We start from the raw sequence: 23,415 nt of genomic DNA on the forward strand, positions 1-23,415 counted from the left end.
GCCGCGCATCCCTAGGATCGCGGCCGTGCCGTTCTTCGACATCGCCGCCGATGCCCTGCCCGACTACCGACCCGCTCTCGCGATCCCCGACGACCTCGACGCGTTCTGGGCGGCCACGCTCGCCGAGACCCGCGAGCACGACCTCGACGTCCGGGTCGAGCCCGTCGATGCCGGGCTCGAGCTCGTCGAGGCGTTCGACGTCACGTTCGCCGGGTTCGGGGGCCACCCGGTCAAGGCGTGGTACCTGCGGCCGCGCGGGGCGACGGCGCTGCCCGCCGTCGTCCAGTACGTCGGCTACGGGGGAGGGCGCGGGCTCCCGCACGAGCACCTGGCGTGGCCGAGCGCCGGGTACGCGTTCCTCGTCATGGACACGCGCGGGCAGGGGGCACGGTGGGGGACCGGTGGCGACACCCCGGACCCGGCCGGCACCGGCTCCTCGGTCCCCGGCTTCATGACGCGTGGCATCGACGACCCGGCGGACCACTACTACCGCCGCGTGTTCACGGACGGTGTGCGCGCCGTGGAGGCGGTCCGCACGCTCGACGGCGTCGACCCCGCCCGCGTCGCCGTCACCGGCGGCAGCCAGGGCGGCGGCATCTCGCTCGCCGTCGCCGGCCTCGTGCCGGACCTCGTGGCCGTCATGCCGGACGTGCCGTTCCTGTGCCACATGCGGCGGGCGATCACGATCACCGCCGCGCACCCGTACGGCGAGGTCGTCGCCTATCTCGCCGTGCACCGCGGACGCGAGGAGCAGGTGCTGCGCACGCTGTCCTACGTCGACGCGGCGCACCTCGCCACGCGTGCGAGCGCGCCGGCGCTGTTCTCCGTCGGGCTCATGGACACCATCTGCCCGCCGTCCACCGTGTACGCCGCGTTCAACGCGTACGGTCACCCCGCCGGCTCGCGCATCGACGTGTACCGGTACAACGAGCACGAGGGCGGTGGCGGGTTCCGCTGGCCCGAGCAGCGGGCCTGGCTCGCCGCCCTGCTCGGCTGAGTCAGGCAGCCCTGCTCGCGCCCGGACCTCAGGACGGCTGTGTGCGCCGGCCGAGCGTGAAGGCGAGGGCCGCCCCGAGCACGAGCAGCGCCGCGCTCACCATGAGCCCAGGGCCGGCGCTCGTCGCCGGCGGGACCAGCGAGAGCGCGGTGAGGACCGCCAGTCCCGACGCGCCGCCGACGTTCTGCGCGGTGGTGAGCAGCGCCGCCGTCGTCCCCCTCGCGGACGGCGGGGCGCCGTCGACGGCCCAGATCGACGCGGCCGGGTAGGCGAGCGCGAGGCCGACGCCGATGCCGGCCATCGCGGGCAGGACGACGGCGGTCGGCAGGCCCGGGGCGAGGCTCAGCGCCGCCAGGGCCGCGAGCACGGCGCCGATCCCCGCGGCGAGCGCGCGCGGCGCTCCCCACCGGCCGACGGCGCGAGCGCCGACGCGGGCGACCAGCGCGAACGCGAGCGGCTGCGGCAGGAGCAGGAGGCCGACGTCGAACGCGTCGAGGTCGCGACCGGTCTGCAGGGCCAGGCTGACCACGAACAGCGAGGCGAGAACGCCCGCGAACAGGGCGGCCAGGGAGACGCTCGCCGCGCGGACGGACGGGAGGCGAAGCAGCTCGGGCGGCACGAGACGGCGCCCCGGAGCGAGCGCGAGCGCGACGGCGCCGGCGAGGGCCGCTGCGCCGACCCCAGCGACGACGCTTGCGGGTAGCGTGCCGATGCCGCCGAGCGCGACGAGCACCGCCGCGAGGACCGCCGTGAGCACGACGGCCCGCGCCCCGCCCACGCGCTCACGCGTCGGTGCCGCGCCGCGCTCGATGTGCCACGTCGCGACCGCGAGCGCGATCCCGACCGGTGCGAGGACGGCGAAGCTCGCCCGCCAGCCCGCGTGCGCCACGACGAAACCCGGGACCACGAGCCCGAGGGAGAAGCCGGCGGCGCCCATCGCGCCGTACGTCGCGACGGCACGGTCCCGGAGGCTCCCGGCTCCCAGGCCGGAGGTGACGAGGGCCAGGGCGGCGGGGGCACTCAGCGCCGCGCCGACTCCCTGCACGGCGCGGCCGGCGACGAGCGCCCAGCCGTCCCACGCACCCGCGCACAGGAGCGAGCCGAGCACGAACAGCGCCACGCCGAGCCGGAACGCGCCCCGCGCGCCGCGCGAGTCGACCAGTCGTCCGGCGATCGGCAGCAGCCCGGCGTACAGCACGAGGAACGCGCTGGCGACGAGCTGGAGCTCAACCGGCCCGAGGCCGAGGTCCACGCGCACGGGCTCGACCTGGACGTTGATGCTCGACGACGCCATGCCCTCGAGCAGGAGCGCGAGGCACACCAGCACGCGGACGGCGCCGAGGCGGCCACCGCGGGCGGCTGCGTGGCGTCGGGTACTCGCCGGCGCCGAGGAAGCTGGCATGCGTCGAGGATGCGCGGGCGGCCTTACACACGGCTTACGTGCGCGTGCCGGAGGCCCGCGGGGGCCGCATAGGCTGGAGCTCACGGCTGGGCCCCTGGGCCCTCGCCGACCGGTTCTCGACGAGAAGGGCACGACCATGGCCGATCTTCCTGCGGCGTCCGGCACGTTCGGCGACAAGCCGCAGCTGACCTTCCCCGACTCCGCGGCCCCCGCGGACCTCGCCGTCACCGTCCTCGAGCAGGGCAGCGGCGAGGAGGTGGAGGCGGGTCGCACGATCGACGTCCACTACCTCGGGCAGACGTGGGGTGGGCAGATCTTCGACAACTCCTACGACCGCGGCACCTCCATCCAGTTCCCGATCGGCGTCGGCGCCGTCATCTCGGGGTGGGACGACGCGCTCGTCGGGCAGCAGGTCGGCTCGCGCGTGCTCGTCTCGGTCCCGCCGCACCTCGGCTACGGCCCGCGCGGCATGCCGGCCGCGGGCATCAACGGCGACGACACCCTCGTGTTCGTCGTCGACATCGTCGGCGTGCGCTGAACCCCAACCTCTCGCGAGAGGTTCGTGGTTCTACCGCGAGAGGTTCGTGGGGCCGTCATTCGCCGACGGCGCCGTCGATCCGCTCGCGGATGAGGTCGGCGTGGCCGTTGTGCCGGGCGTACTCCTCGACCACCTTGAGCACGCACCAGCGGACCGTGCTGCCGCCGCTCGCGGTGGGGTCGTCGAGCGTGAGTTCCGCGAGCAGCGCGTCGACCGACGCGATCTCGGCGTACCAGTGGTCGAACGAGTCGTCGACCATCGATGCGTCCAGCCCGACGATGTCGGCGGCGTCGTCCTCCGGCGTGCAATAGAGATCCGGCAGGTCGCGGCCAGAGAGCGACGCGGTGAGGTACCACCGCTCCATCTCGGTCAGGTGCCGCACGAGGCCGAGCAGCGTGAGGTCCGACGGCGGGGCGCTCTCGAGCACGAGCTGGTCCGGCGAGAGGCCGGCGCAGTTGCGGGCGAGCGCGTCCCGGTGGAACGCGAGCCAGCCGAGGACGACGTCCCTCTCGTCGGCGTCCTCCGCCGGTTCCGCCTGTCCGGACTGCTTCGTCGCGCGGTCCATCCGACGACGCTACGCCCGGTGGGCGCCGCCGGCGAGGGGCGAGCACCGCGTCAGCGTCCTCCGGGCCGGGAGCCGCTAGTGATCGGCGACGACGGCGACCCGGACGCCGTGCTCGAGGTACGCCTTCGCCGCGGTGAGGACCTGGGTGAAGCCGATGGTGGAGTCCAGGGCCGCGGCGACCATCTCGTCCGCCGTGCCGACGAAACCACGCTCGACGATCTCGACGCGCGTGGCGCCGTCGTCGTCGGCGGAGAACGTCCACTCGACGTGAGTGGTGGCGCCGTCGTCGCCCCACTCGAGCAGGATGCGCCGGTCGGGGACGACCTCGTGGACGCGCACGGGCACGTGCAGGTCGAACATCTCCCACGTCCACGTGAGCCGCGCCCCTGGCTGCACCGGCCCGGTGCTGTGCGTGAACCAGACGAGCGTCGTGAGGCCCGGGTCGGTGAACAGGCCGAAGACGTCGCGTGCCGGGCGGCGCACCAGGATGCTGGTCCGCATGACCGGCGGGGCCGACCGCACGAGCGGCGCTGTCCGGAACGACGCCTCGTACTCGTCGCGGAGCTGCGCCCATCCGTAGTCCGTGGCGCGCTGCCCGACGACCCGCTCGGCGCCCGGGACGTCGTCGGCGGCCGCGCCGAGCGCCCCGAGGCACACGTGCCACCCGGCTGCCATCGAGCTCGCCATCGCGCGGTCGGCGAACCGCTGGCGCAGGGTCAGCCTCGTGGCGCCCTCACCCGCCGGTGCGAGAGTCCAGTGGAGGACGTCGTCGCCCCAGTGGTGGACGAGCTCGTGCGGCGGGTCGCACCGCAGCACGTCGGCCGCCACGTCGTCGTCGCCCGGATTCTCCCGGGATCGGGCGGGGCCGACGGCGTCGAGCAGGCGGTCGGTGACCACCGGCGACCATCGGGCTTGCTGGGTCGGATCGGTGAGCATCGCCCAGACGCGCTCGCGGGAGTGGGAGAGCGTCCGTTCCAGGGTGAGGACCCAGGCGTCGTCGCCACCGGACAGCGTGGCCAGGGCCGGCTCGGCGGCGATGCGCGAGGCGATGTCGGCGTGCACGGGCGTCGAGGTCATGTGGTCGTCCCCTCGTCGAGAGCCGCCTCGAGGCGGTCCAGGCTGGTGGTCCAGGTCGTGAGGTACGGCGCCACCCAGGCGGCGACGTCGGGCAGCGGGGTCTCGCTGAGCCGGTAGACGCGGCGCTTGCCGGCGGCGCGGACGTCGACGACGCCGGCGTCGCGGAGCACCCGCAGGTGCTTCGAGACCAGCGGCTGGGGGAGCCCGAGCTCGTCGACGAGCCCGCCGACGTCGCTTTCGCCGGCCCGCAGGCGGTCGAGGATGCGCCGCCGCGTGGGTTCGGCGATCGCCGTGAAGCCGTCCATCTCCACAAGTATGCGCACAGCTTCATATGAAATGCAAGGCATGCATACGTTCGCGAGAGGAAGTTGGTGGCTCCGCGAGAGGAAGTCTGCGCAGACTTCCTCTCGCGGAGCCACGAACTTCCTCTCGCGGACGGGGCAGGATGGCCGCGTGGAACCTGTGGACCGCGTGGATCCCGTCGAGGCCCTGCGCGAGATCGCGTTCTGGCGCGAACGTGCCCGGGCCGACACGCACCGGGTCCGGGCCTACCGGCGCGCGGCCGACGTCGTCGAGCAGCTCACCGACCGTCAGCGAGCCCAGCGGCGGACGGAGGCCGAGTGGACCCGGCTCCCGGGTGTCGGTCCGTCCACGGCCCGGGTGATCGTGCAGGCGCTCGCGGGGACGGAACCGACGGCGCTCGCGGAGGCGAGGGCGTCCGCCGTACCGGTGCTCGCGCCCGATGACGACGGCGCGTCGCTCCTCGCCGCCGTGCGCGGCGATCTGCACGTGCACACCTCGGAGTCCGACGGCGGCAGTCCCCTCGGGGAGATGGCCGGCGTCGCGCGGCGGCTCGGCCGCGAGTACATCGCGATCACCGACCACTCGCCGCGCCTCACGGTGGCGCGCGGGCTGAAGCCCGAGCGGCTCCGTGCCCAGCTCGACGCCGTCGCGCGACTCAACGCCGAGATCGCGCCGTTCCGCGTGCTCACCGGCATCGAGGTCGACATCAACGAGGACGGGTCGCTGGACCAGGAGCCCGAGCTGCTGGCACGCCTCGACGTCGTCGTCGCGTCGGTGCACTCGGAGCTGAGGATGGAGGCGTCGGCGATGACGCGCCGCATGGTGCGAGCCGTCGCCAACCCTCACGTCGACGTGCTCGGGCACTGCACGGGCCGCCTCGTGGAGGGCAATCGCGGCACGCGGCCGCCGTCGCAGTTCGACGCCGAGATCGTCTTCGAGGCGTGCCGCGCGTACGACGTCGCCGTCGAGATCAACTCCCGCCCGGAGCGTCGCGACCCGCCGATGGAGCTGCTCGGGCTCGCCGTCGAGACCGGGTGCCTGTTCTCGATCGACTCCGACGCCCATGCGCCGGGGCAGCTGGACTGGCTCGGGTACGGGTGCTCGCGGGCGGCCGCGGCGGGCGTCCCGGCCGAGAGGGTCATCACGACCTGGCCCGTCGAGGACCTGCTCGCCTGGACCGCCGGCTGACCGGGCCCATCGACCGTCTCCGAGCGTCCCCCGACGGTTTACGGGACGGCCGCGTTCTGGCAACGTGTGCGCGCGAGTCTCCTTCTCAACGCACGACGACGTCCGAGCGAAGGATCCGCATGCGCCCCACGCCTCCCGTGTCATCCCTCGGTGCCCGCGCGCGGGTCGGTCTGGCCGCCGTCGTCGCGGCCGGCCTGCTCGTGCCGCTGGCCGGACCCGCTGTCGCGGCGGGCGAGCCGCCTGGGGCGTTCACGACGCCGGTCGCCGCGGAGCTGCCGCTCGACGACGACGGCGCGGCGATCGTCACGGAGGTCGAGGCGCGCGTCATCGCACCGGGACTCGAGCTGACGTCGTTCGCGCGGATCGGCGAGGACGGCTGGCTGAGCGGCGAGGTGCTCGTCGCGCACCTGGGCACCGACGCGCTGGAGGTCGGCTACGTCGCCCCGGACGACGTCGCCGGCAACGCGACGGTGACGGAGATGGCCGAGGCGAGCGGAGCCGTCGCCGCCGTCAACGGCGACTTCTTCGACATCAACAACTCCGGGGCGCCGCTCGGGGTCGCCGTCGACGAGGAGACTGGCCTGCTGAAGTCCGCGGCGCCGGGCCGGGAGCGGGCCGTCGCGTTCGACAGTGCCGGCGTCGGACGCCTCGCCGAGCTGTTCCTCGAGGGCTCCGCGACGTTCGCCGACCACGAGATCGCCATCGCCGGCCTCAACACGACGGAGGTGCCCGAGGGCGGCGTCGCCGTCTTCGACTCCGCCTGGGGCGATCACACGCGGACGCGCGTGCTCGCCGACGGCGAGCAGGGCGTCGAGGTGACGGTCGACGGCGAGGGCACGGTCCTCGCCGTCGGCGCGGTGGGCGAGGGTCGTTTGCCGGACGGTGTGCGCGCCCTGGTGGCGCGGCCCGGCGCGGCCGCCGACGCGCTCGCGACGCTCGTCGCGGACGACCACGTGGACGTCGCGTACGGGCTTCGCGAGGACGCGGGCGACGTCGCCGTCGCTCTCGGCGGCGCCCCGGAGGACTGGCTGCTCGAGGACGGCGAGATCACGAGCGCCACGGGCGGCTACGTCGACGTCCGGCACCCGCGCACCGCCGTCGGCTTCGACGAGACCGGGACGACGGCGTACTTCGTGGTGGTCGACGGCCGCCAGTCGCACAGCATCGGCATGACGCTCCCGGAGCTCGGACGGTTCCTCGCCCAGCTGGGCGCCGACGACGCGATCAATCTCGATGGCGGCGGCTCCAGCGAGATGGTCGCCCGGCTGCCCGGGGACTCGTCGACCACGATCCTCAACTCCCCGTCCGACGGCGTCGAGCGCCGCGACGGCAACGGACTCGGCCTGTTCGTCGCCGAGGGGTCGGGTCAGGTCGCGGCGTTCGACGTGCGGGCGCTCGCCGCCGAGCAGGCGGGCGAGGACGCGCTGCGCGTGTTCCCCGCCCTGCACCGCACGCTCGTCGCGCGGGGATACGACGAGGTCATGAGCCCCGTCGAGGAGGCTCCCGACACCTGGTCGAGCTCCGACGAGGCCGCCGCCACCGTCGCGGACGGCGTCGTCACCGGCGTCGCACCCGGAACGCCGACGATCACGGCGGCGGCCGGCACGGCGTCGGGGGAGCTCGCCCTCGAGGTGCTCGGCCCCCTCGTCCGGACCTCGACAGCGACGCCCGTCGTCACGCTCCCCGACGCCGCCGCGACGGCCAGCCTCGTCCTCACCGGTCACGACGCGCAGGGCTTCTCCGCCCCGGTCGAGGCGCGGGACGTCGTCGTCACCGGCGGGCAGGGCGTCGCTGCCCTCGAGCCGGCGGAGGACGGGTCGTTCACGGTGCGGGCGCTGCAACCCTCGGGCGCCGCGTCGTTCGAGCTGACGGTCGGGGGCACGACGACGGCGGTGGCCGTGTCGGTCTCGCTGGAGGAGGCGGTCGTCGCGGACTTCACGGACGCCGCGCAGTGGACCTCCGCGAACGACCGCGCGCCGGGCGGCTCCGTGACACCGGCACCCGGGTATGAGGGCGCCGCCGGACTGCGCCTGACGTACGACTTCTCGCAGTCGACGGCGACGCGCGGGCAGTACGCCGTCGTCCCGGACGGCGGTCGCGAGATCGCGGGGCAGCCGCGCCGGCTGACGATGTGGGTGAACGGCGACGAGAGCGGGGCGTGGCTGCGGCTGCAGGTGCAGCAGGGCGACGGCGTCACGACCCAGCTCGACGGGCCGACGGTCTCCTGGGAGGGGTGGCAGGGGGTCACGTTCGAGGTGCCGACGGGCGTGCAGTACCCGCTGCGCCTGCAGAGGATCCGGGTCCTCGAGACCCGGGCCGCGGAGCAGTACACCGGCGAGCTCACGGTCTCCGACCTCGTCGCGCACGTCCCGCCGAGCATCGAGGTGCCGGCGGCCCCGCGCGTCGAGGACCCGGTGATCGTCGCCGACGGCGCCACCGACGACGCGCCGCTGCGCGTCGCCGTCATGTCGGACGCCCAGTTCGTGGCGCGCGACCCGGAGTCCGGGCAGGTCGAGGGGGCGCGGCGGACGCTGAGCGAGATCGTCGCGGCCGACCCCGACGTGCTGGTCATCAACGGCGACCTCGTCGACGAGGCGTCACCGGCGGACTTCGACCTCGCGCGCACGATCCTCACGGAGGAGCTCGAGGGTGCCGACTTCCCCTGGTACTACCTGCCCGGCAACCACGAGATCATGGGCGGGTCGATCCAGAACTTCGTCGACGAGTTCGGCGAGCGGACGCACCACGTCGACGTCGAGGGCACGCGCCTGATCCTGCTGGACTCCTCGACGGGGCGGCTCGGCAGCGACTTCGAGCAGCTGCGGATGCTGCGGTCCGAGCTCGACGACGCCGCGAGGGACGACGCGGTGAGCGGCGTCCTGGTCATGTTCCACCACCCGCTCGACGACCCGCTGCCCACGGACGCGAGCCAGCTCGCCGACCGTCTCGAGGCGGACACGCTGCGCGGCTGGTTCGAGGACTTCCGCGCCACCAGCGGCAAGTCGATCGCGAACGTGAGCGCGCACGTCGGCGCGTTCCACGCCTCGACGGGCGACGGCGTGGAGTACGTGGTCAACGGCAACTCCGGCAAGTCGCCCGCGAGCACCCCGGAGAACGGCGGGTTCACCGGCTGGTCGATGCTCGGCGTCGACCCGGCCGAGGGTGTGTGGGTGGACGAGGCGGTCCCGGACGGCGAGGAGTGGCTCGCCGTCGAGGTGAACGCGCGGGCGGACGTCGTGGACGTGTCCGGGCCGGCGGAGCTCGCGGTGGGCACGAGCGGCCAGGTGAGCGCGACCCTGACGCAGGACGACGACCGCGTGGTCCCGGTGGCATGGCCCGTGTCGGCGGCGTGGGGCGGTGACGAGCGCGTGCACGTCGGGGCGCCGGACGACGCGCCGGCGGGCGCCGTCGTCGCCCTCGACCCGGCCACGCACGTGCTGACCGCCGTCGCGCCCGGGCGGGCGCAGGTCACCGTCACGGTCAACGGCGTCGCGGGCACGCTCGACGTGCTCGTCCCGGCCGGGCGACCCGGCGAGGCGCGCCTGAGCGATGACAACGGCTGGGACACCGGGCTGCTCGACGGCGACTACCACGTGAACGTGGACCTGTGGTGGGGCGAGAACGCCACGTCGATGCGCCTGTACGAGGACGGTGAGCTCATCCACACCGAGCCGCTCGCCTACTCCGGCGAGGAGGCCCAGCGGGTGTCCGTGCCGGTGACCGGCCGGGTCAACGGGCAGTACACGTACACGTGCGAGCTGGTGAACGCCGCCGGTGTGACGCCGTGCGCCGGGCCGCACACGGTCCTCGTGCGGGACGCGAACCCCGGGCCGGTCGTGCTGTCGCACGACAACTACGACGGCGACGGCGGCTACACCGTCGTCGCGAACAAGTGGTGGGGGACGCAGGCGACCGGCTACGTGCTGTACGAGGACGGCGTCGAGATCGACCGCCAGGAGCTCACTCCTGGCGTCGGCGGGGCGGCGCAGTCCGCGTCGACGCTCGTCACGGACCGGGAGCCCGGCACCTACCGGTACGTGGCCGTGCTGACCAACGCGGCGGGCGAGACGCGCAGCGCGGAGATCGCCGTGCGGGTGCGCTGACGCTGGAGCGGGGTGGCCCGCTCACATCTGGGATCGCAGCACGTCGACCTCGCAGCCTGGCGCGGCCGGGTCGAAACCGTGCTCGACCAGCCAGCGGATCGCCAGGAGGCTTCGCAACGACCACCAGGCGCGGATCACGCCGAGGTCGACGTCGGTGCCGTAGCCGGCCACGACGTCGCCCAGGTGCTCCTCGTGCCCGAGCGTCAGGACGGCGAGGTCGAACAGGGCGTCGCCCCGGCTCGCCTCGGTCCAGTCGAGCACGCCGGTGACCTCGTCACCGTCGACGAAGACGTGGGCGACCTGCAGGTCGCCGTGCGTGAACACCGGTGTCCACGGCCGGAGCGCAGCCTCGGCGACCTGGCGGTTGCGCGTGACGAGGTCGGCGGGAAGCACGTCGTTCGCGACGAGCCACTCGCACTCGCCGTCGAGCCGGGCTGCGAGCTCGTCGACGCTCCGGCCGGGCCATGGCGGCAGCGGGGCGTCGTGCAGCGTCCGCACGGCGGCGCCCGCGGCGGCCCATGCCGCCGGCGACGCGGTCGACGGCTCGCCGAGGCGGCCGAGCGCGGTCCCGGGGAGAGCGGCGAGCGCGAGCACTGGCGGGTTCCGCCACAGGACCTCCGGGGTCGGGACCGGCGCCAGGGCCATCGCCTCGACCTCGGCGTCGGTGCGGGCCTGGTCGCCGTCGACCTTCAGGAACACGTCACCGACGCGCAGGGTCGCGCACGCGTGATGGGCGACGACGATCTCGACCTCTGCCACGTCGGCCATTCTGTCGCGGCGCCGCCCACCGGCATGCCACCACCCACCGGCGACAGTGCTCAGTCGTCGCTCTGGGCCAGGCCGCGGCGCGCGGCGAGCAGCTCGACCTCCGGCCGCGCGGCGACGAGGTGCTCGACGGCGTCCAGCACCTCGACCACGTGCGCGGCGTCGGCCGCGACGAGGCTCGCGCCGATCCCGGCACGCCGGTGCAGATCGAGGTGGTCCACCTCGGCGGCCGAGACGCCGCACCGGCGCGTCAGCTCCGCGACGATCGGGCGGACGATCGACCGCTTCTCCTTGAGGGAGTGCACGTCGCCGAGGAGCACGTCGAAGCAGACCCAGCCGATCCACATGCTCATCGCGTGCTCACGAGGAAGATGTCGAACAGCTCGGGGTTGTGGGCGTGGACGATGACGCCGAACACCACGAGGTCGAACAGCAGGTGCACGCACAATACGTACGTCAACGACTTCGTCAGTGCGAACGTGAGGCCCTGCACGAGCGCGAACGGGATCGTCAGCAGCGGCCCCCAGCTGCGGTAGCCGAGCTCCCACAGGAACGAGACGAACACCGCCGCCTGGAGCAGGTTCGCCTGCCAGAGCGGGAAGTGCCGCCGGTACAGCGCGAACACGGTGCACACGAAGAACAGCTCGTCCCAGATGCCCACGGCATTGACGCCGACGAACAGCCGCGCGATCTCGCCGCCCGTCTCCACCGCCGGCCAGTTGGCGTAGGCGCCGGACGTGATGAAGTACCACGGCAGGATGAGATAGCCCAGGCCGACGACGGCGATCAGGTACGTCCACGCGACGCGTGACCACGGCTCCCGCGTGCGGAACGGGAACCGGATGACGTCGTCGTGGAAGACCCAGCGGGAGATGGCGAACGGCACCGCCACGGCCAAGGAGAGGACGACGGCGAAGCGCACCATCCCGGCGTCGCTCAGGTCGGCCTCGAGCGAGATCGTCGAGATGATCGCCTGCCCGAGCGCGACGAGGAACAGGCTGCGGCCGAGGCTGCGGTCCAGGACGAACCCCAGTGCGACTCCCAGCACGAGCGGCACGTACCCGAGCGGTCGCAGGTGAACGCCGAACAGCAGGATCGCGGCCCCGGACACCAGGATCGCCGGGACGAGCCCCCACGACGGCGCCGGATCGGTGGGGCGCGTGATCAGCAGCGCGCGGAAGGTCGGGCGCGTGGCGACGTCCATGGGGCCAGCCTGCCAGCAGCGTGCGGGGCCGACGTCAGGGCGTCCAGTGCGGGTTCCGCCCGGCCATGCCGATCGCCCGGTCGAGGAGTGGCGCGTCCGGCGGCACCGGCACGACCGGGCCGAAGAGCGAGCCGTCGCGTTCGTCGTCGGTGGTGGCCGCGCAGAACTCGTAGGACGCCTGAGCGCTCGCCTCGTCAGCACTGAACGCCTGGCCCGTCGCGCGGGCGAGGTCCCAGCCGTGGATCACGATCTCGTTGAGGGCCACCTGGCCGGCGACCTCACCCGGCAGCGTGACGCCGCCCGCCTGGGTCATGCCCTCCCACGCCTCAGGTGGTCGCCACGCGTCGGCGAGCGCATCGAGCCTCGGCCCGACCTCGTCCCGCCACCCCGGCGGCAGCTCGGCGGCACCGGGCTCGGGCGCGGTGTCGGTCGTCGCGCCGAGCTTCTTGCGCCCGGCGTCTCGGAACGCGACGGCCAGGCCGAGCACGTGCGCGAGCAGGCCGCCGACGTCGTAGCCGGGGCAGGGCGTGGGACCGGTGAGCTGGTCGTCAGTGATGGCGAGAGCGACGCGGCCCATCTCCTGGGCGGCGGGGGTCAGGTCGAGCGTCATGCCTCCAGCCTGCCAGGAGGCACCGACGGCCCGCCCGTCGAGGCGGCGACCTTCACGTGGACGGCAAGTCGGGCACGCGCCGCAGGACCTCGTCGGCCGTCTGCTCGAACGACACCGGGCCGCGCCCCGTCAGGTCGACGACGCCTGTGGTGACTCCGGCAAAGCGGTTCTCGGCGACCGCCGCGAACATCGACGTGAACGCGTACGTCCACCATGGCTCGAGGCCGCCGCGCAGCAGCGCGATGCCGAAATCCCGCGCGTCGACAGGCTCCGCCCGGACCTGCCGCCCGCGGCGCGAGGCGACGGCGGCGAGCCCGCCCAGGTCATAGGTCCGGTCGCCGGTCACGAGGTGCGGACCGTTCGGGGCGGAGCTTGCCGCCGCGGCGAGACACCGCGCGACGTCCGCTCGCGAGACCAGCGACAGGACGCCGTCCTCCATCGGAAGCGCGAGCCTCCCCGTCGTCGCCGCCTCACGGAGGAAGCGGACGAAGAACTCGCCGTACATCCCGGCACGCACGGCGGTGGTGACCAGTCCGGCGTCCGCGAGGAGACGCTCCGTCGCAGCATGCGGCGCCGCGTAGCAGAACGGGGAGGAGGGGTCGACGTCGACGATGCTCAGGTACACGACGTGGGCGACGCCGGAGCGGGCCGCGGCCTCGACCACGTTGAGGTGGTGCACGAGCATCGGCCCCACCTCGCCGTCGCTCGCGACGAAGACCAGCGTCGCGACACCGTCGAGCGCGCGGACGAGGGCGTCCCGGTCGTCGTACTCGGCGACGGCGACGCGCACCCTCCCGGGCGGCGCTGCGAACCGAGCGGGGTCGCGGACGAGCGCGACGACGTCGTGCCCCTCGGCCGCGAGTGTCGCTGCGACGGCGCTCCCGATGGTGCCGGTGGCCCCCGTGACGGCGACGGCGCCGCTCACGTCGGGACGCCTCCGACGGCAGCTCGCCGCGCGCGGTCCCGGGACGCCGCCACGTCGCCGGCGTGCGCCACGGCCCACGCGGCCATGGCGTCGAGCGGCTCGCGCAGCGTCACGCCCAGAGACGTGAGTCCGTACTCCACGCTCGGCGGGTTCGTGGGGTGCACCGTGCGCGAGACGAGCCCGTCGTCTTCGAGATTGCGCGGCGTCCGCGTGCGCATGCGCTGGCTGATGCCATCGATGGCGCGGTGGAGCGGCGCGCTGACCAGCGCGCTCACATCGGGGTGCGTACCGGACACCAGACTGCCTTCTTCCGTGTGGGCCTGACGTCGGCGACGGTGGTGGGAAGTGGTCGCCGGCACCGAGGAGACAGCGTGTCACAGAGCACGGGCAGGACGATCGTCGTGAGCGGCGGGACCCACGGGATGGGGAGGGAGCTGACGCTCGCCCGCGCGGCACGTGGTGATCGCGTGATCGCGATCGGGAGCAACGCCGTAATTGGCTGGCGCAGGCGTGGCGGCCCCCGCCAGGGTGGCTCGTCATGCCAGCCGACCTGACACCGTTGCACCACGACCTGACCTTCATGAGCCCGCTCTCCGAGCAGCGCGCCGACCGTCTCGCCAGGTTCGTCGCAGCCGGCCTGAGCGAGCCGGGAGCTCTCGTCGTCGACATCGGCTGCGGCTGGGGCGAGCTGCTGCTGCGCACGCTCGCCGCCGCGCCCACGGCGCGCGGGCTCGGACTCGACCTGGACGCCGAGGCCGTCGCGCACGGCACGGCCACCGCCGCCGCCCGCGGGCTCGCGGACCGCGTCGAGCTCGTGGCCGGCGACGCGAAGGAGCACCTGCCCGACGCCGTCGACGCCGTCATCTGCATCGGCGCGAGCCAGATCTGGGGCCCCGCGGTCGAGGAGAAGCAGCCGCTCGACTACGCCGGCGCGCTCGCGGCCATCCGGGCGCTGGTGAGTCCCGGCGCCCGCGTCGTGTTCGGGGACGCGATCTGGTCGCAGGAGCCGACGGCGCAGGCCACGGCCCCGCTCACCGGGCGGCCCGACGAGTTCGTGCCGCTGGCCCGACTGGTGGAGCTCGCCGTCGACGCCCGCTTCGCCCCGGTTCGGGTGCACGAGGCGAACCAGGACGAGTGGGACGAGTTCGAGACCGGGTTCTCCGCCGCGTACGCGCACTGGCTCGCCACGCACCCGACTGACCACCCGGACGCGCAGGCCGTGCGCGACCGTGCGCGAGCCCAGCGCGAGGGCTACTTCTCCGGGTACCGCGGCTACTTCGGGATGGCGTACCTGGAGCTGCTCGCCGTCTGAGGCTGTCTCAGGCGTTCGCGAACGTCACGCCGGTCGCGTGCACCGGGCAGTACCCGTTCGGGTTCGCCACCAGGTACTGCTGGTGGTAGCCCTCCGCGTAGAAGAACGGGCCGGCGTCGTCGGCCGATCGGATCTCCGTGGCGATCGCCCCGTAGTCCGCCGCCGTGAGCTGCGGCTGGTAGTCCGCCTTGGTGCGCTCGATGAGGTCGCGCTGCTGGGGCGTCGTCCAGTAGACCGCCGAGCGGTACTGCGTGCCCTGGTCGTTGCCCTGCCGGAACACCTGGGTCGGGTCGTGCTGCGTCCAGAAGATCTCGAGCAGCCGCTCCGTGGAGACCACGCTCGGGTCGTACGCGACCATCACGGTCTCGGTGTGGCCTGTCCGGCCGGTGCACGTCTCCTCGTACGTCGGGTTCGGGGTGAACCCGCCCATGTACCCGACGGCGGTCGTCACGACGCCGGGCTGCTCCCAGAAGTGCTTCTCCTCGCCCCAGAAGCACCCCATCGCGACGTACAGCACCTGCGTGCCCTCCGGCCACGGGCCGCGCAGCGGGGTCCCCAGCACGCGGTGCGTCCCGGGCACGTCGAACGCCGGCTCGGTGCGCCCGGGCAGCGCCTGCTCCGGCTCGATCATCGTGACCGCACGACTGAAGAACATCCGTGACCTCCTCCGGGTCGACATGGCGACTCCACCGGATCAACTCCGCTCCGTGGCGCCCTGTTCCCCTGGGTAGGCTCGCGTGCGTCCACCGACCCAGGGAGAGGCCCGGCGTGAGCACCACCGTCGATCTCACGGAGATCCTCGCGGCCCGTGACCTGCAGTCCGGCGTCGTGAAGGAGACACCCGTCGAGTCGTGCCGCTACCTCTCCGAGATCCTCGGCCGGCCGGTGCTCCTGAAGTTCGAGCACCTCCAGCACACGGGGTCGTTCAAGGTCCGCGGCGCCTACGTGCGCCTCGCCCGGCTGTCGGAGGAGCAGAAGCGCACCGGCGTCGTCGCCGCGAGCGCCGGCAACCACGCGCAGGGCGTGGCCTACGCGGCCGCACTGCTCGGCATCAGCACCGTCGTGTACATGCCCGAGGACGCGGCGCTCCCGAAGATCGCCGCGACGCGCGGCTACGGGGCGGAGGTGCGGTTGGCCGGTGCCACGCTCGACGAGGCGATCGGGCACGCCGTCGCGGAGGCAGAGACGTCCGGCCGGGAGTTCATCCACCCGTTCGACCACGCGGACATCGTGAACGGGCAGGGCACGCTCGGGGTGGAGCTCCTCGAGCAGGTTCCCGACGTCGGTACGGTCGTCATCCCGACCGGCGGCGGTGGTCTCATCGCGGGTGCGGCGACGGCGATCCACGCCAGCCGTCCGGACGTGCGGATCGTCGGGGTGCAGGCGGAGGGCGCCGCCGCCTACCCGGCGTCGCTGGCCGCGGGCCGTCCGGTGCGCCTGGAGTCGATGTCGACCATGGCGGACGGGATCGCCGTCGGGCTGCCCGGCGAGCTTCCGCTGGCGCTCGTGGCGGAGCACGTCGAGCGGATGTGCACCGTCTCCGAGGAGGCGTTGTCGCGCGCGTTGCTCGTTCTCGTCGAGCGCGCGAAGCAGGTCGTCGAACCGTCCGGGGCGGCCGGCGTCGCGGCCCTGATGGAAGGTGTGCTCGGCGACCTCGACGAGCGGCCCGTCGTCGTCGTCCTCTCCGGAGGCAATGTCGACCCGTTGGTGCTCCAGCGGATCATCCGGCACGGGCTGGCGAGCGCCGGCCGGTACCTCCAGGTGCGGGTGCGGATCAGCGACCGGCCGGGCGGCCTGGCCGCGTTCCTCGTGGACATCGCCGCGACCGGCGCGAGCGTGCTGTCGATCGCCCACGTGCGCACCGCCGTCGACCTCGCGCTCGACGAGGTGGAGATCGACGTGGAGCTGGAGACCAAGGGCCCCGACCACTGCGCCGCCGTCCTCGAACGCGTGCGTGCTCACGGGCACCGCGTCATGGCGCGCTGAGGGCCCTGTGGACGCACGAACGCCGCGCCCCCCGCAAGAGGCGCGGCGTCCGGGGCGGTGGATCAGCCGGTGAACGGCGTGGCGTCGGTGATCGACACCTTGACCGCCTTGCCGCTCGGGGTCCGGTACTCGGCCTTCTCGCCGACCTTCTTGCCCATGATCGCGGCGCCGAGCGGGCTCGACGGCGAGTAGACGTCGAGGTCCGTGTCGCCGGCGACCTCGCGTGAGCCCAGGAGGAAGCGCATCTCGTCGCCCGCGACCTTCGCCGTGACGACCATGCCGGGCTCGACGACGCCGTCGTCCGCCGGTGCCTCGCCGACCTGGGCGGTGCGCAGGATCTCCTCGAGCTGCCGGATGCGGGCCTCCTGCTTGGCCTGCTCCTCGCGCGCGGCGTGGTAACCGCCGTTCTCCTTGAGGTCCCCCTCCTCGCGCGCGGCCTCGATCTTGTCGGCGATCTCGACGCGTCCGACACCTGTCAGGTGGTCGTGCTCAGCCTTGAGTCGGTCGAAGGCGTCCTGAGTCAGCCAGGTGGTGGTCCCGGGCACGGGTCCTCCTCGTGGTTCGGTGTGGCCGCCGGAGCGCGTCGCTGTGCCCGCGATAGGGGTGCGTTCTCACCCGGGCTCGCTGCACGAGCGCCGCTCCGGGTGGCCTGGAAGCGGCTTAGGAAACGGTCATTCTACTCCACGTCCGACGTCTCGGCGGGAAGCGTGACGCAGGCGCCCTCGACGACGATGCCGTTGGACGCTCGTTGGATGGTGGCGACCTCGACCGTGACGCGGGTCGCGGTCCGGTCCGACGGTCCGACGACGACCTCCGCGACGCCCACCTGCCCGAAGCCGCGGTCGAGAGCCTGTGCCGCGCACCGCACGGTGGTGCTCGGGTCGGAGCGGATCACGTCGAACGTGATGTCGGTGCGCTCGTCGCTGATGATCTCGTAGCCGACGTCGCGGGTGCGGATCTCGACGCGGGCCTGGGCCAGGGCGACCCAGGTGACGGCGACCCCTCCGAGCACCACGAGCGCCGCGACGACGACGACGAGCAGCCGCCGGGTGCGGCGGGGGTCTCGTGGAGCCCCGTACCGCTCGGCCAGGTACGCCGTGTGTTCCGCCGCCGCCGGGGCGGCTGCGGAACGGGCATCGGGCGCGGACGTCACCTTCCCAGTCTGCCTCGTCGCGACGGCGCCATCGTCACCGGACGGCGACCCGGACGCGGCCTCGCACCAGACGGCGCAGCAGCTGGTCCGCCGGACCCGGGCGTCCGGCCCGGTCCAGGAGAGTGGCCGACGCCACCGCTGCGGCCCACGCCGCGACAGCGACGGCGGCCGCCCCCGCCACGCCGGTCCGCTCGCCGAGTCCGAGGAACACGCTCGACATGAGGACGACGAGCGCAGCCTCCATGACGATGTAGCTGGTCAGGGATCGCCGGCCGGTCGCGACCAGCGGGCGGATCTCGGCCGTGCGGCTCCGGACGGAGTGCGCGAACAACGCGAACGCGGCTGCATAACCCAGACCGCCGAACACCCCGGTCAGCACTTGCAGGCTCAGCGTCCACGTCGCGGCGTCGGCGGGCAGCGCACCGATGCCCAGGAGGACCTGCGGCAACGAGCCGGCCACGGCGACGGTGATCCCGCCGACCGCGGTACGGCGCAGGAGCGCTCGATGACGCGGGACGTCCTCCAGGATCCGCCGCCTGGCGGCCCACGCCCCGATGAGGACGACGAGCAGGATCGGGTAGAAGGCGACGTTGCTGAGAACGACGACGATCCAGAGCACGACTCGGGTGATGAGCTCGCCCAGACCGTAGCCGAGGGTGGACCACGGCTCGCTCGCACCGGCGCCCGTCGGGGCGATGAAGGTGACGGTTCCGACCACCACGAGGGCGGCCATGACCGGTGTCAGGATCCAGATCGCACGGTTCAGCGCGCGATCGCTCCGCACGAGCAGGCCCGCGACGAGCACCGCCACGAGGCCGTACGCCCCGAGGATCTCCACCGGCGTGACCACGAGCGCCATGACGAGGCCGAAGAGCAGGAGCCACCAGCCGCGGCGCCGGACGGTGGAGCGCGCGACGGCGTCGCTCGCTCCCTCCCGCCGGCGGCGCTCGAGCGACCACACGAGTCCGTACCCGAAGAGCACCGCGAACAGCGGGTACGCGCGGCTGTGCACGAAGAGCTCCTCGACCACGGAGACGACCTGGTCGGCGGCGCTCACGGCGGTCGGTCGGCCGTCCGGGCCACGCGCCGCGGTCGACAGGTAGAGCGGGGCGTGCGCCAGCGCGATCAGGAGCAGCATGAACCCGCGTGCGAGGTCGGGGGCGAGGATGCGTCGAGTATCGGAGTCCATCGCTCCAGCCCACCCGGGGCCCGGGGCCGGCGACCACGGTCGATCGTCCAGAGCGCGGGGACGATCGGCCAGCGGTCGTGGCCGATGGGTCCCGGACCGACTGTCCCGTCGGACGGCGGACGGCGGACGGCGCCACCTCGCTGTGCGCGCAGAGCGGAACAGCGTGCGATGTCGGCGCCTCGTGAGAGAACATGGCACGATCGCGAGCCGGGCCTTGGCGCGTCCGTACGACCGAGCGCCCGCAGCAGAACCGAGGAGGAACCGGTGCCCGAAGCGCCCCTGCGCCTGATGGCGGTGCACGCTCACCCCGACGACGAGTCGAGCAAGGGGGCGGCGGCCATGGCCAAGTACGCCGACGAGGGCGTCGACGTCCTCGTCGTGTCGTGCACGGGCGGCGAACGCGGCGACGTCCTCAATCCCAAGCTGCAGGGCGACCCGGAGGTGGAACGCGACCTGCCCGGTCTGCGGCGTCGGGAGATGGCGAAGGCGGCCGCGGAGCTCGGGGTGCGGCAGACCTGGCTCGGGTTCGTCGACTCGGGCCTCCCGGAGGGCGACCCGCTGCCGCCGCTGCCCGAGGGATGCTTCGCGCTCGAACCGCTGGACGTCACGACGCACGCGCTCGTGCGCGTGATCCGCGAGTTCCGCCCCCACGTGATGACCACGTACGACGAGACCGGCGGCTACCCGCACCCGGACCACATCATGACCCACACGGTCTCGATGGCGGCGTACGAGGCCGCGGCAGACCCCGAGCGCTACCCCGACGCCGGCGAACCCTGGGCGATCCAGAAGGTCTACTACAACGCGGGCTTCTCGATCGACCGCCTCCGGGCCGTCCACGCCGCGATGTCCGACCGCGGCCTCGCCTCCCCCTTCGCAGAGTGGCTCGAGAGCCGCGAGGAGTGGCCGCAGCGGGAGGTCACGACCCAGGTCGAGTGCGCGGCGTACTTCGGTCACCGGGACCGGGCGCTCATCGCCCACGCGACCCAGATCGACCCCGACGGCTTCTTCTTCGCAGTCCCGCGCGACGTCGAGGCCGACGTGTGGCCGTGGGACGACTTCGAGCTGGCGACGGCGCGCGTCCCCACCAGCGTCCCCGAGACGGACCTCTTCGCGGGGGTGCGGTCGGCATGACGGCGTTCGACGTCGCGCCGCTCGTGGCCCTCGCCGAGGAGGAAGGGCCGGACCCGAACTCGGTCTCGCCCGGCGTCCTGGGCTTCCTCGTGTTCTTCGCGCTGGCCGTCGCGACGATCCTCCTCATCCGCTCGTTCAACACGCAGATGCGGCGGGTCGACCGCAACGAGCGGCGTCGCCTGGCCGAGGAGGAGGCTGCCGCCGAGGCCCAGGCCGAGGCGGGGGAGTCGCCCGAGCGTGCTGACGACGCCGAGCGGGACGACGCTGACCCGGGCAACGCCGAGCCGGGCGAGGCCGAGAACCCGCCCGAGGAGCGGCCGCGCCCATGACGACGGCCGCCGACCGGACCTCCGGCGACCCGGCGCACCCCGACCGGGCCGGCGAGGTGCGGGTCGCCGTCGTCCAGCTCGACGCGTCCGGAGACCCTGCCTCCAGCCGGGCCGCCGCCGTCGACGCCGTGGAGTCGGCAGCCGAGGCGGGCGCCGCTCTCGTGGTCCTGCCGGAGTACGCCTCGGGGTGGGCGCCGCGGCTCGGCCCCGAGCTCGCCGTCGCCGACTCGTTCGTCCCCGCCCTTCAGGAGGCGGCCCGCAGGTCGGGCGCCGCCGTGGTCGCCGGCACCGTGGAACGTGGAGCCGACCAGAGCCGTGGGCGGAACGTCGCCGTCGCGATCGGCGCCGACGGCTCCGTCAGCGGAACCTACGCCAAGGTCCACCTCTACGACGCGTTCGGGGTGCGGGAGTCGGACTTCCTCGATGCGGGTGCTCCCGACGACGACGGCGCTCCTCTCGTCGTCGACGTCATCGCCCCGTCGGGTGGGGTCGTGCGGGTGGGGGTCCTCACGTGCTACGACCTGCGGTTCCCGGAGTCGGCGCGGGTGCTCGTCGACGCGGGTGCCGACGTGCTAGCGATCGGCGCTGCGTGGGCGGCGGGCGAGCACAAGGCCGATCACCTGCGCACGCTGGCGCGCGCGAGGGCGATCGAGAACACGTCCTGGCTGCTGCTCGCGAGTCAGTGCGGCCGCGGCCGGACGGGGCGCAGCGCCGTGATCGATCCGCTGGGCGTGGTCGAGTCGGAGGCCGACGGCGAGGCCCCGGCCGTCGTGGTGGCCGACGTGAGCGCGGCGCGCGTCGCGCGGGTGCGGGCCACGAATCCGGCCCTCGCGCACCGGCGCTACGCCGTCGTCCCGCGCGCCTGACGCGGGCCGATCACTTCTTCTTCTTGCCGCTCTTCTTGCCGGCCTTCTTGCTGGCCTTCGGACTGCTCGTGGTGGCGCCGCTCGCGGACGCCGAGCCGGCGGGCGCCGTCGCGTCGAGCTTCGCGAGCTCCGCGGCGACGTCGTAGTCGGCCACCGGCCAGTCGAGCTGAAGGTCCCGCAATGCCTCCACGAGGAGCTCCGAGACCGCGAGACGCGCGTACCACTTGCGGTCCGCGGGGACCACGTGCCACGGGGCGAGGTCGGTTGACGTGCGATCGAAGACGTCCTGGTACGCGTCGCGGTACAGCGGCCAGCGCTTGCGGGTGGCGAGGTCCGACGGGTTGTACTTCCAGTGCTTGTCCGGGCGCTCGAGCCGTTCGCGCAGACGCGCGTACTGCTCGGCCTCGGACACGACGAGGGCGACCTTGATGATCCGGATGCCGCGCTCCGCCGTCTGGCGCTCGAACCGGTTGATCTCGTCGTAGCGCTGCTCCCACGTCTCGCGCGGCACCAGCTCGTCGACGCGCACCACGAGGACGTCCTCGTAGTGCGAGCGGTCGAAGACGCCGATGCGCCCGGGCGGGGGCAGCGCGCGCCGGATCCGCCACAGGTAGTGGTGCCGGAGCTCCTCCGCCGTCGGGACGCCGAACGAGGCGAGCGCGACGCCCTGCGGGTCGACCATGCCGATGACGTGGCGGACGACGCCGCCCTTGCCGGACGTGTCGAGCCCCTGGAGCACGAGCAGCACGGCCTGCGTGCCGCCCGTGCGGCCGTGCGCGAAGAGGCGCTCCTGCAGCTCGGACATCTCGCGTCCGAGCTCCTGGGTGCGTGCCTCCGCCTGGGCACGGTCGCCCGTCCATCCGGGCGTGGCCGCTGCGTCGACGTCCGCCAGCCGGAAGCCGTCGCCGATCCGCACGGCCTGCGCGGCGGTCGTCGTCGTGCCCTTCGCCTTCTTCTTTCCCACGGTGCCTCCATCGTCGTCTGCCGAGCGTAGGGGCGGCGTGGTGGCGGCGCCCCTCAGCGCAGGGCGAAGGAGGCCATCGCGACGGCGATGTAGTGGCACACATAGCCGATGAGCGTGCCGACGTGGAAGATCTCGTGGAACCCGAACCAGCGCGGAGAAGGGTTGGGCCGTTTGAGGGCGTAGACGACGGCGCCGGCCGTGTAGCCGAGTCCGCCGGCGATGACGAGCCACATGATCGCCGGGGACCCGGCGCGACCGAACGCGGGGAGGAACCACACGGCGACCCAGCCGAGCGCGAGGTAGATCGGCACGTACAGCCATCGTGGCGCGCCGAGCCAGAAGACCCGGGCGAGGATGCCGGCGAGGGCCCCGCCCCAGACGACGAGCAGGAGCGTGGTCGCCGTGGAGGTCGGCAGCAGGAGGACGGCGAGGGGGGTGTAGGTGCCGGCGATGACCAGGAAGATGTTCGCGTGGTCGAACCGCCGCAGGACGGCGGCGACGCGGGCGCTCCAGGTCCCGCGGTGGTAGACGGCGCTCATCGTGAAGAGCAGCGTCGTGGCCAGGGCGAACACGCCGGTGCTGACCCGCGCGGCGGGAGTCGGTGAGAGGGCGACGAGCACGATCCCGGCGGCGACGACGAAGGGCGTCATCCCGGCGTGGATCCAGCCCCGCAGGTGCGGCTTGATCGCGGCGACGACGGCGGCCGGGACGGTCTGCTCGGCCTCGTCGCTCGCGGAGTCGTGCGGCACGGCGCCGCTGGAGGGCGCGGGGTCGCCCGTGCCCGGCTGCTGCGCTGTTGCCATGC

General features: G+C 73.5%; 25 protein-coding genes. 9 read left to right on the top strand and 16 right to left on the bottom strand.

The window, feature by feature from the left end:
• The first annotated feature begins 25 nt into the window (after window positions 1-25).
• Window positions 26-997: an acetylxylan esterase gene (locus BCAV_RS05330; protein ID WP_015881559.1), complete on the top strand. Its 972-nt coding sequence runs from the start codon at window positions 26-28 to the stop codon at window positions 995-997.
• A 28-nt stretch (window positions 998-1,025) separates the two neighbouring features.
• On the opposite strand, the gene BCAV_RS05335 is transcribed toward BCAV_RS05330, so the two are convergent.
• Complete coding sequence (locus BCAV_RS05335; protein WP_187292851.1) at window positions 1,026-2,399, bottom strand: MFS transporter; 1,374 nt, start codon at window positions 2,397-2,399, stop codon at window positions 1,026-1,028.
• A gap of 136 nt (window positions 2,400-2,535) precedes the next feature.
• Between BCAV_RS05335 and BCAV_RS05340 the strand changes: the two genes are divergently transcribed.
• Window positions 2,536-2,937, top strand: a complete 402-nt coding sequence (locus BCAV_RS05340; protein ID WP_015881561.1) for an FKBP-type peptidyl-prolyl cis-trans isomerase — start codon at window positions 2,536-2,538, stop codon at window positions 2,935-2,937.
• A 55-nt stretch (window positions 2,938-2,992) separates the two neighbouring features.
• On the opposite strand, the gene BCAV_RS05345 is transcribed toward BCAV_RS05340, so the two are convergent.
• The 3 genes from BCAV_RS05345 to BCAV_RS05360 form a co-directional block, all read right to left on the bottom strand.
• Window positions 2,993-3,502 (bottom strand): DinB family protein, encoded by a 510-nt coding sequence (locus tag BCAV_RS05345; protein ID WP_015881562.1) that lies wholly within the window; start codon window positions 3,500-3,502, stop codon window positions 2,993-2,995.
• 75 nt (window positions 3,503-3,577) lie between these two features.
• A complete protein-coding gene (locus BCAV_RS22470) occupies window positions 3,578-4,579 on the bottom strand; it encodes an SRPBCC domain-containing protein (protein WP_015881563.1) in 1,002 nt (333 codons plus the stop codon).
• Window positions 4,576-4,884, bottom strand: a complete 309-nt coding sequence (locus BCAV_RS05360; RefSeq protein ID WP_015881564.1) for an ArsR/SmtB family transcription factor — start codon at window positions 4,882-4,884, stop codon at window positions 4,576-4,578. Before BCAV_RS05360 ends, BCAV_RS22470 begins: the two co-directional genes overlap by 4 nt.
• A gap of 166 nt (window positions 4,885-5,050) precedes the next feature.
• Here BCAV_RS05360 and BCAV_RS05365 point away from each other — a divergent pair, with 166 nt between their 5' ends.
• Window positions 5,051-6,070: a PHP domain-containing protein gene (locus tag BCAV_RS05365; protein ID WP_015881565.1), complete on the top strand. Its 1,020-nt coding sequence runs from the start codon at window positions 5,051-5,053 to the stop codon at window positions 6,068-6,070.
• 119 nt (window positions 6,071-6,189) lie between these two features.
• Entirely contained in the window at window positions 6,190-10,173 is a 3,984-nt protein-coding gene (locus BCAV_RS05370; protein WP_015881566.1) for a phosphodiester glycosidase family protein, read from the top strand.
• A gap of 21 nt (window positions 10,174-10,194) precedes the next feature.
• Here BCAV_RS05370 and BCAV_RS05375 read toward each other — a convergent pair whose 3' ends face one another.
• The 6 genes from BCAV_RS05375 to BCAV_RS05400 are packed head-to-tail and all read right to left on the bottom strand — an operon-like array spanning window position 10,195 to window position 13,952.
• Window positions 10,195-10,941, bottom strand: a complete 747-nt coding sequence (locus BCAV_RS05375; protein WP_015881567.1) for a phosphotransferase family protein — start codon at window positions 10,939-10,941, stop codon at window positions 10,195-10,197.
• Window positions 10,942-10,991: 50 nt separating this feature from the next.
• Window positions 10,992-11,285 carry a DUF503 domain-containing protein gene (locus BCAV_RS05380; RefSeq protein WP_043346646.1) on the bottom strand — a complete coding sequence of 98 codons (294 nt, stop codon included), beginning with the start codon at window positions 11,283-11,285 and terminating at the stop codon, window positions 10,992-10,994.
• Window positions 11,286-11,287: 2 nt separating this feature from the next.
• Complete coding sequence (locus BCAV_RS05385) at window positions 11,288-12,142, bottom strand: CPBP family glutamic-type intramembrane protease (RefSeq protein WP_015881569.1); 855 nt, start codon at window positions 12,140-12,142, stop codon at window positions 11,288-11,290.
• A 34-nt stretch (window positions 12,143-12,176) separates the two neighbouring features.
• Complete coding sequence (locus BCAV_RS05390; protein WP_015881570.1) at window positions 12,177-12,752, bottom strand: TIGR03086 family metal-binding protein; 576 nt, start codon at window positions 12,750-12,752, stop codon at window positions 12,177-12,179.
• A 52-nt stretch (window positions 12,753-12,804) separates the two neighbouring features.
• Window positions 12,805-13,677, bottom strand: coding sequence for an NAD(P)H-binding protein (locus BCAV_RS21460; protein WP_015881571.1), 873 nt, complete (start codon window positions 13,675-13,677; stop codon window positions 12,805-12,807).
• Window positions 13,674-13,952 (bottom strand): winged helix-turn-helix transcriptional regulator, encoded by a 279-nt coding sequence (locus BCAV_RS05400; RefSeq protein WP_050761659.1) that lies wholly within the window; start codon window positions 13,950-13,952, stop codon window positions 13,674-13,676. The genes BCAV_RS21460 and BCAV_RS05400 overlap by 4 nt, the downstream gene beginning before the upstream one ends.
• Before the next feature lie 263 nt (window positions 13,953-14,215).
• On the opposite strand from BCAV_RS05400, the gene BCAV_RS05405 reads away from it, so the two are divergent.
• A complete protein-coding gene (locus BCAV_RS05405) occupies window positions 14,216-14,989 on the top strand; it encodes an SAM-dependent methyltransferase (protein ID WP_015881573.1) in 774 nt (257 codons plus the stop codon).
• Between the two features lie 7 nt (window positions 14,990-14,996).
• Here BCAV_RS05405 and msrA read toward each other — a convergent pair whose 3' ends face one another.
• Entirely contained in the window at window positions 14,997-15,644 is a 648-nt protein-coding gene (gene msrA / locus BCAV_RS05410) for a peptide-methionine (S)-S-oxide reductase MsrA (RefSeq protein ID WP_015881574.1), read from the bottom strand.
• Window positions 15,645-15,757: 113 nt separating this feature from the next.
• On the opposite strand from msrA, the gene ilvA reads away from it, so the two are divergent.
• Entirely contained in the window at window positions 15,758-16,975 is a 1,218-nt protein-coding gene (gene ilvA, locus BCAV_RS05415; RefSeq protein ID WP_015881575.1) for a threonine ammonia-lyase, read from the top strand.
• Between the two features lie 62 nt (window positions 16,976-17,037).
• On the opposite strand, the gene greA is transcribed toward ilvA, so the two are convergent.
• The 3 genes from greA to BCAV_RS05430 all read right to left on the bottom strand — a co-directional run bounded on the left by greA (window position 17,038) and on the right by BCAV_RS05430 (window position 19,317).
• On the bottom strand, window positions 17,038-17,520 hold the full coding sequence (greA, locus tag BCAV_RS05420) for a transcription elongation factor GreA (RefSeq protein WP_015881576.1): 483 nt from the start codon (window positions 17,518-17,520) through the stop codon (window positions 17,038-17,040).
• A 131-nt stretch (window positions 17,521-17,651) separates the two neighbouring features.
• On the bottom strand, window positions 17,652-18,128 hold the full coding sequence (locus BCAV_RS05425) for a DUF4307 domain-containing protein (protein ID WP_015881577.1): 477 nt from the start codon (window positions 18,126-18,128) through the stop codon (window positions 17,652-17,654).
• A gap of 34 nt (window positions 18,129-18,162) precedes the next feature.
• Window positions 18,163-19,317: a DUF418 domain-containing protein gene (locus BCAV_RS05430; protein ID WP_015881578.1), complete on the bottom strand. Its 1,155-nt coding sequence runs from the start codon at window positions 19,315-19,317 to the stop codon at window positions 18,163-18,165.
• Between the two features lie 288 nt (window positions 19,318-19,605).
• Between BCAV_RS05430 and mca the strand changes: the two genes are divergently transcribed.
• The 3 genes from mca to BCAV_RS05445 are packed head-to-tail and all read left to right on the top strand — an operon-like array spanning window position 19,606 to window position 21,646.
• Window positions 19,606-20,451 carry a mycothiol conjugate amidase Mca gene (gene mca, locus BCAV_RS05435; RefSeq protein ID WP_043346650.1) on the top strand — a complete coding sequence of 282 codons (846 nt, stop codon included), beginning with the start codon at window positions 19,606-19,608 and terminating at the stop codon, window positions 20,449-20,451.
• On the top strand, window positions 20,448-20,780 hold the full coding sequence (locus tag BCAV_RS05440) for a hypothetical protein (RefSeq protein ID WP_015881580.1): 333 nt from the start codon (window positions 20,448-20,450) through the stop codon (window positions 20,778-20,780). The genes mca and BCAV_RS05440 overlap by 4 nt, the downstream gene beginning before the upstream one ends.
• The gene (locus BCAV_RS05445; RefSeq protein WP_015881581.1) at window positions 20,777-21,646 is read left to right on the top strand and encodes a nitrilase-related carbon-nitrogen hydrolase; all 870 of its coding nucleotides are present in this window, start codon (window positions 20,777-20,779) and stop codon (window positions 21,644-21,646) included. The genes BCAV_RS05440 and BCAV_RS05445 overlap by 4 nt, the downstream gene beginning before the upstream one ends.
• A 10-nt stretch (window positions 21,647-21,656) precedes the next feature.
• Here BCAV_RS05445 and BCAV_RS05450 read toward each other — a convergent pair whose 3' ends face one another.
• Together BCAV_RS05450 and trhA are read right to left on the bottom strand one after the other, a co-directional pair.
• Window positions 21,657-22,610 carry a PPK2 family polyphosphate kinase gene (locus tag BCAV_RS05450; protein ID WP_015881582.1) on the bottom strand — a complete coding sequence of 318 codons (954 nt, stop codon included), beginning with the start codon at window positions 22,608-22,610 and terminating at the stop codon, window positions 21,657-21,659.
• Between the two features lie 53 nt (window positions 22,611-22,663).
• A complete protein-coding gene (trhA, locus tag BCAV_RS05455) occupies window positions 22,664-23,413 on the bottom strand; it encodes a PAQR family membrane homeostasis protein TrhA (protein ID WP_015881583.1) in 750 nt (249 codons plus the stop codon).
• Window positions 23,414-23,415 lie beyond the last annotated feature (2 nt).

It is taken from the genome of Beutenbergia cavernae DSM 12333, assembly GCF_000023105.1.
Classification (GTDB): domain Bacteria; phylum Actinomycetota; class Actinomycetes; order Actinomycetales; family Beutenbergiaceae; genus Beutenbergia; species Beutenbergia cavernae.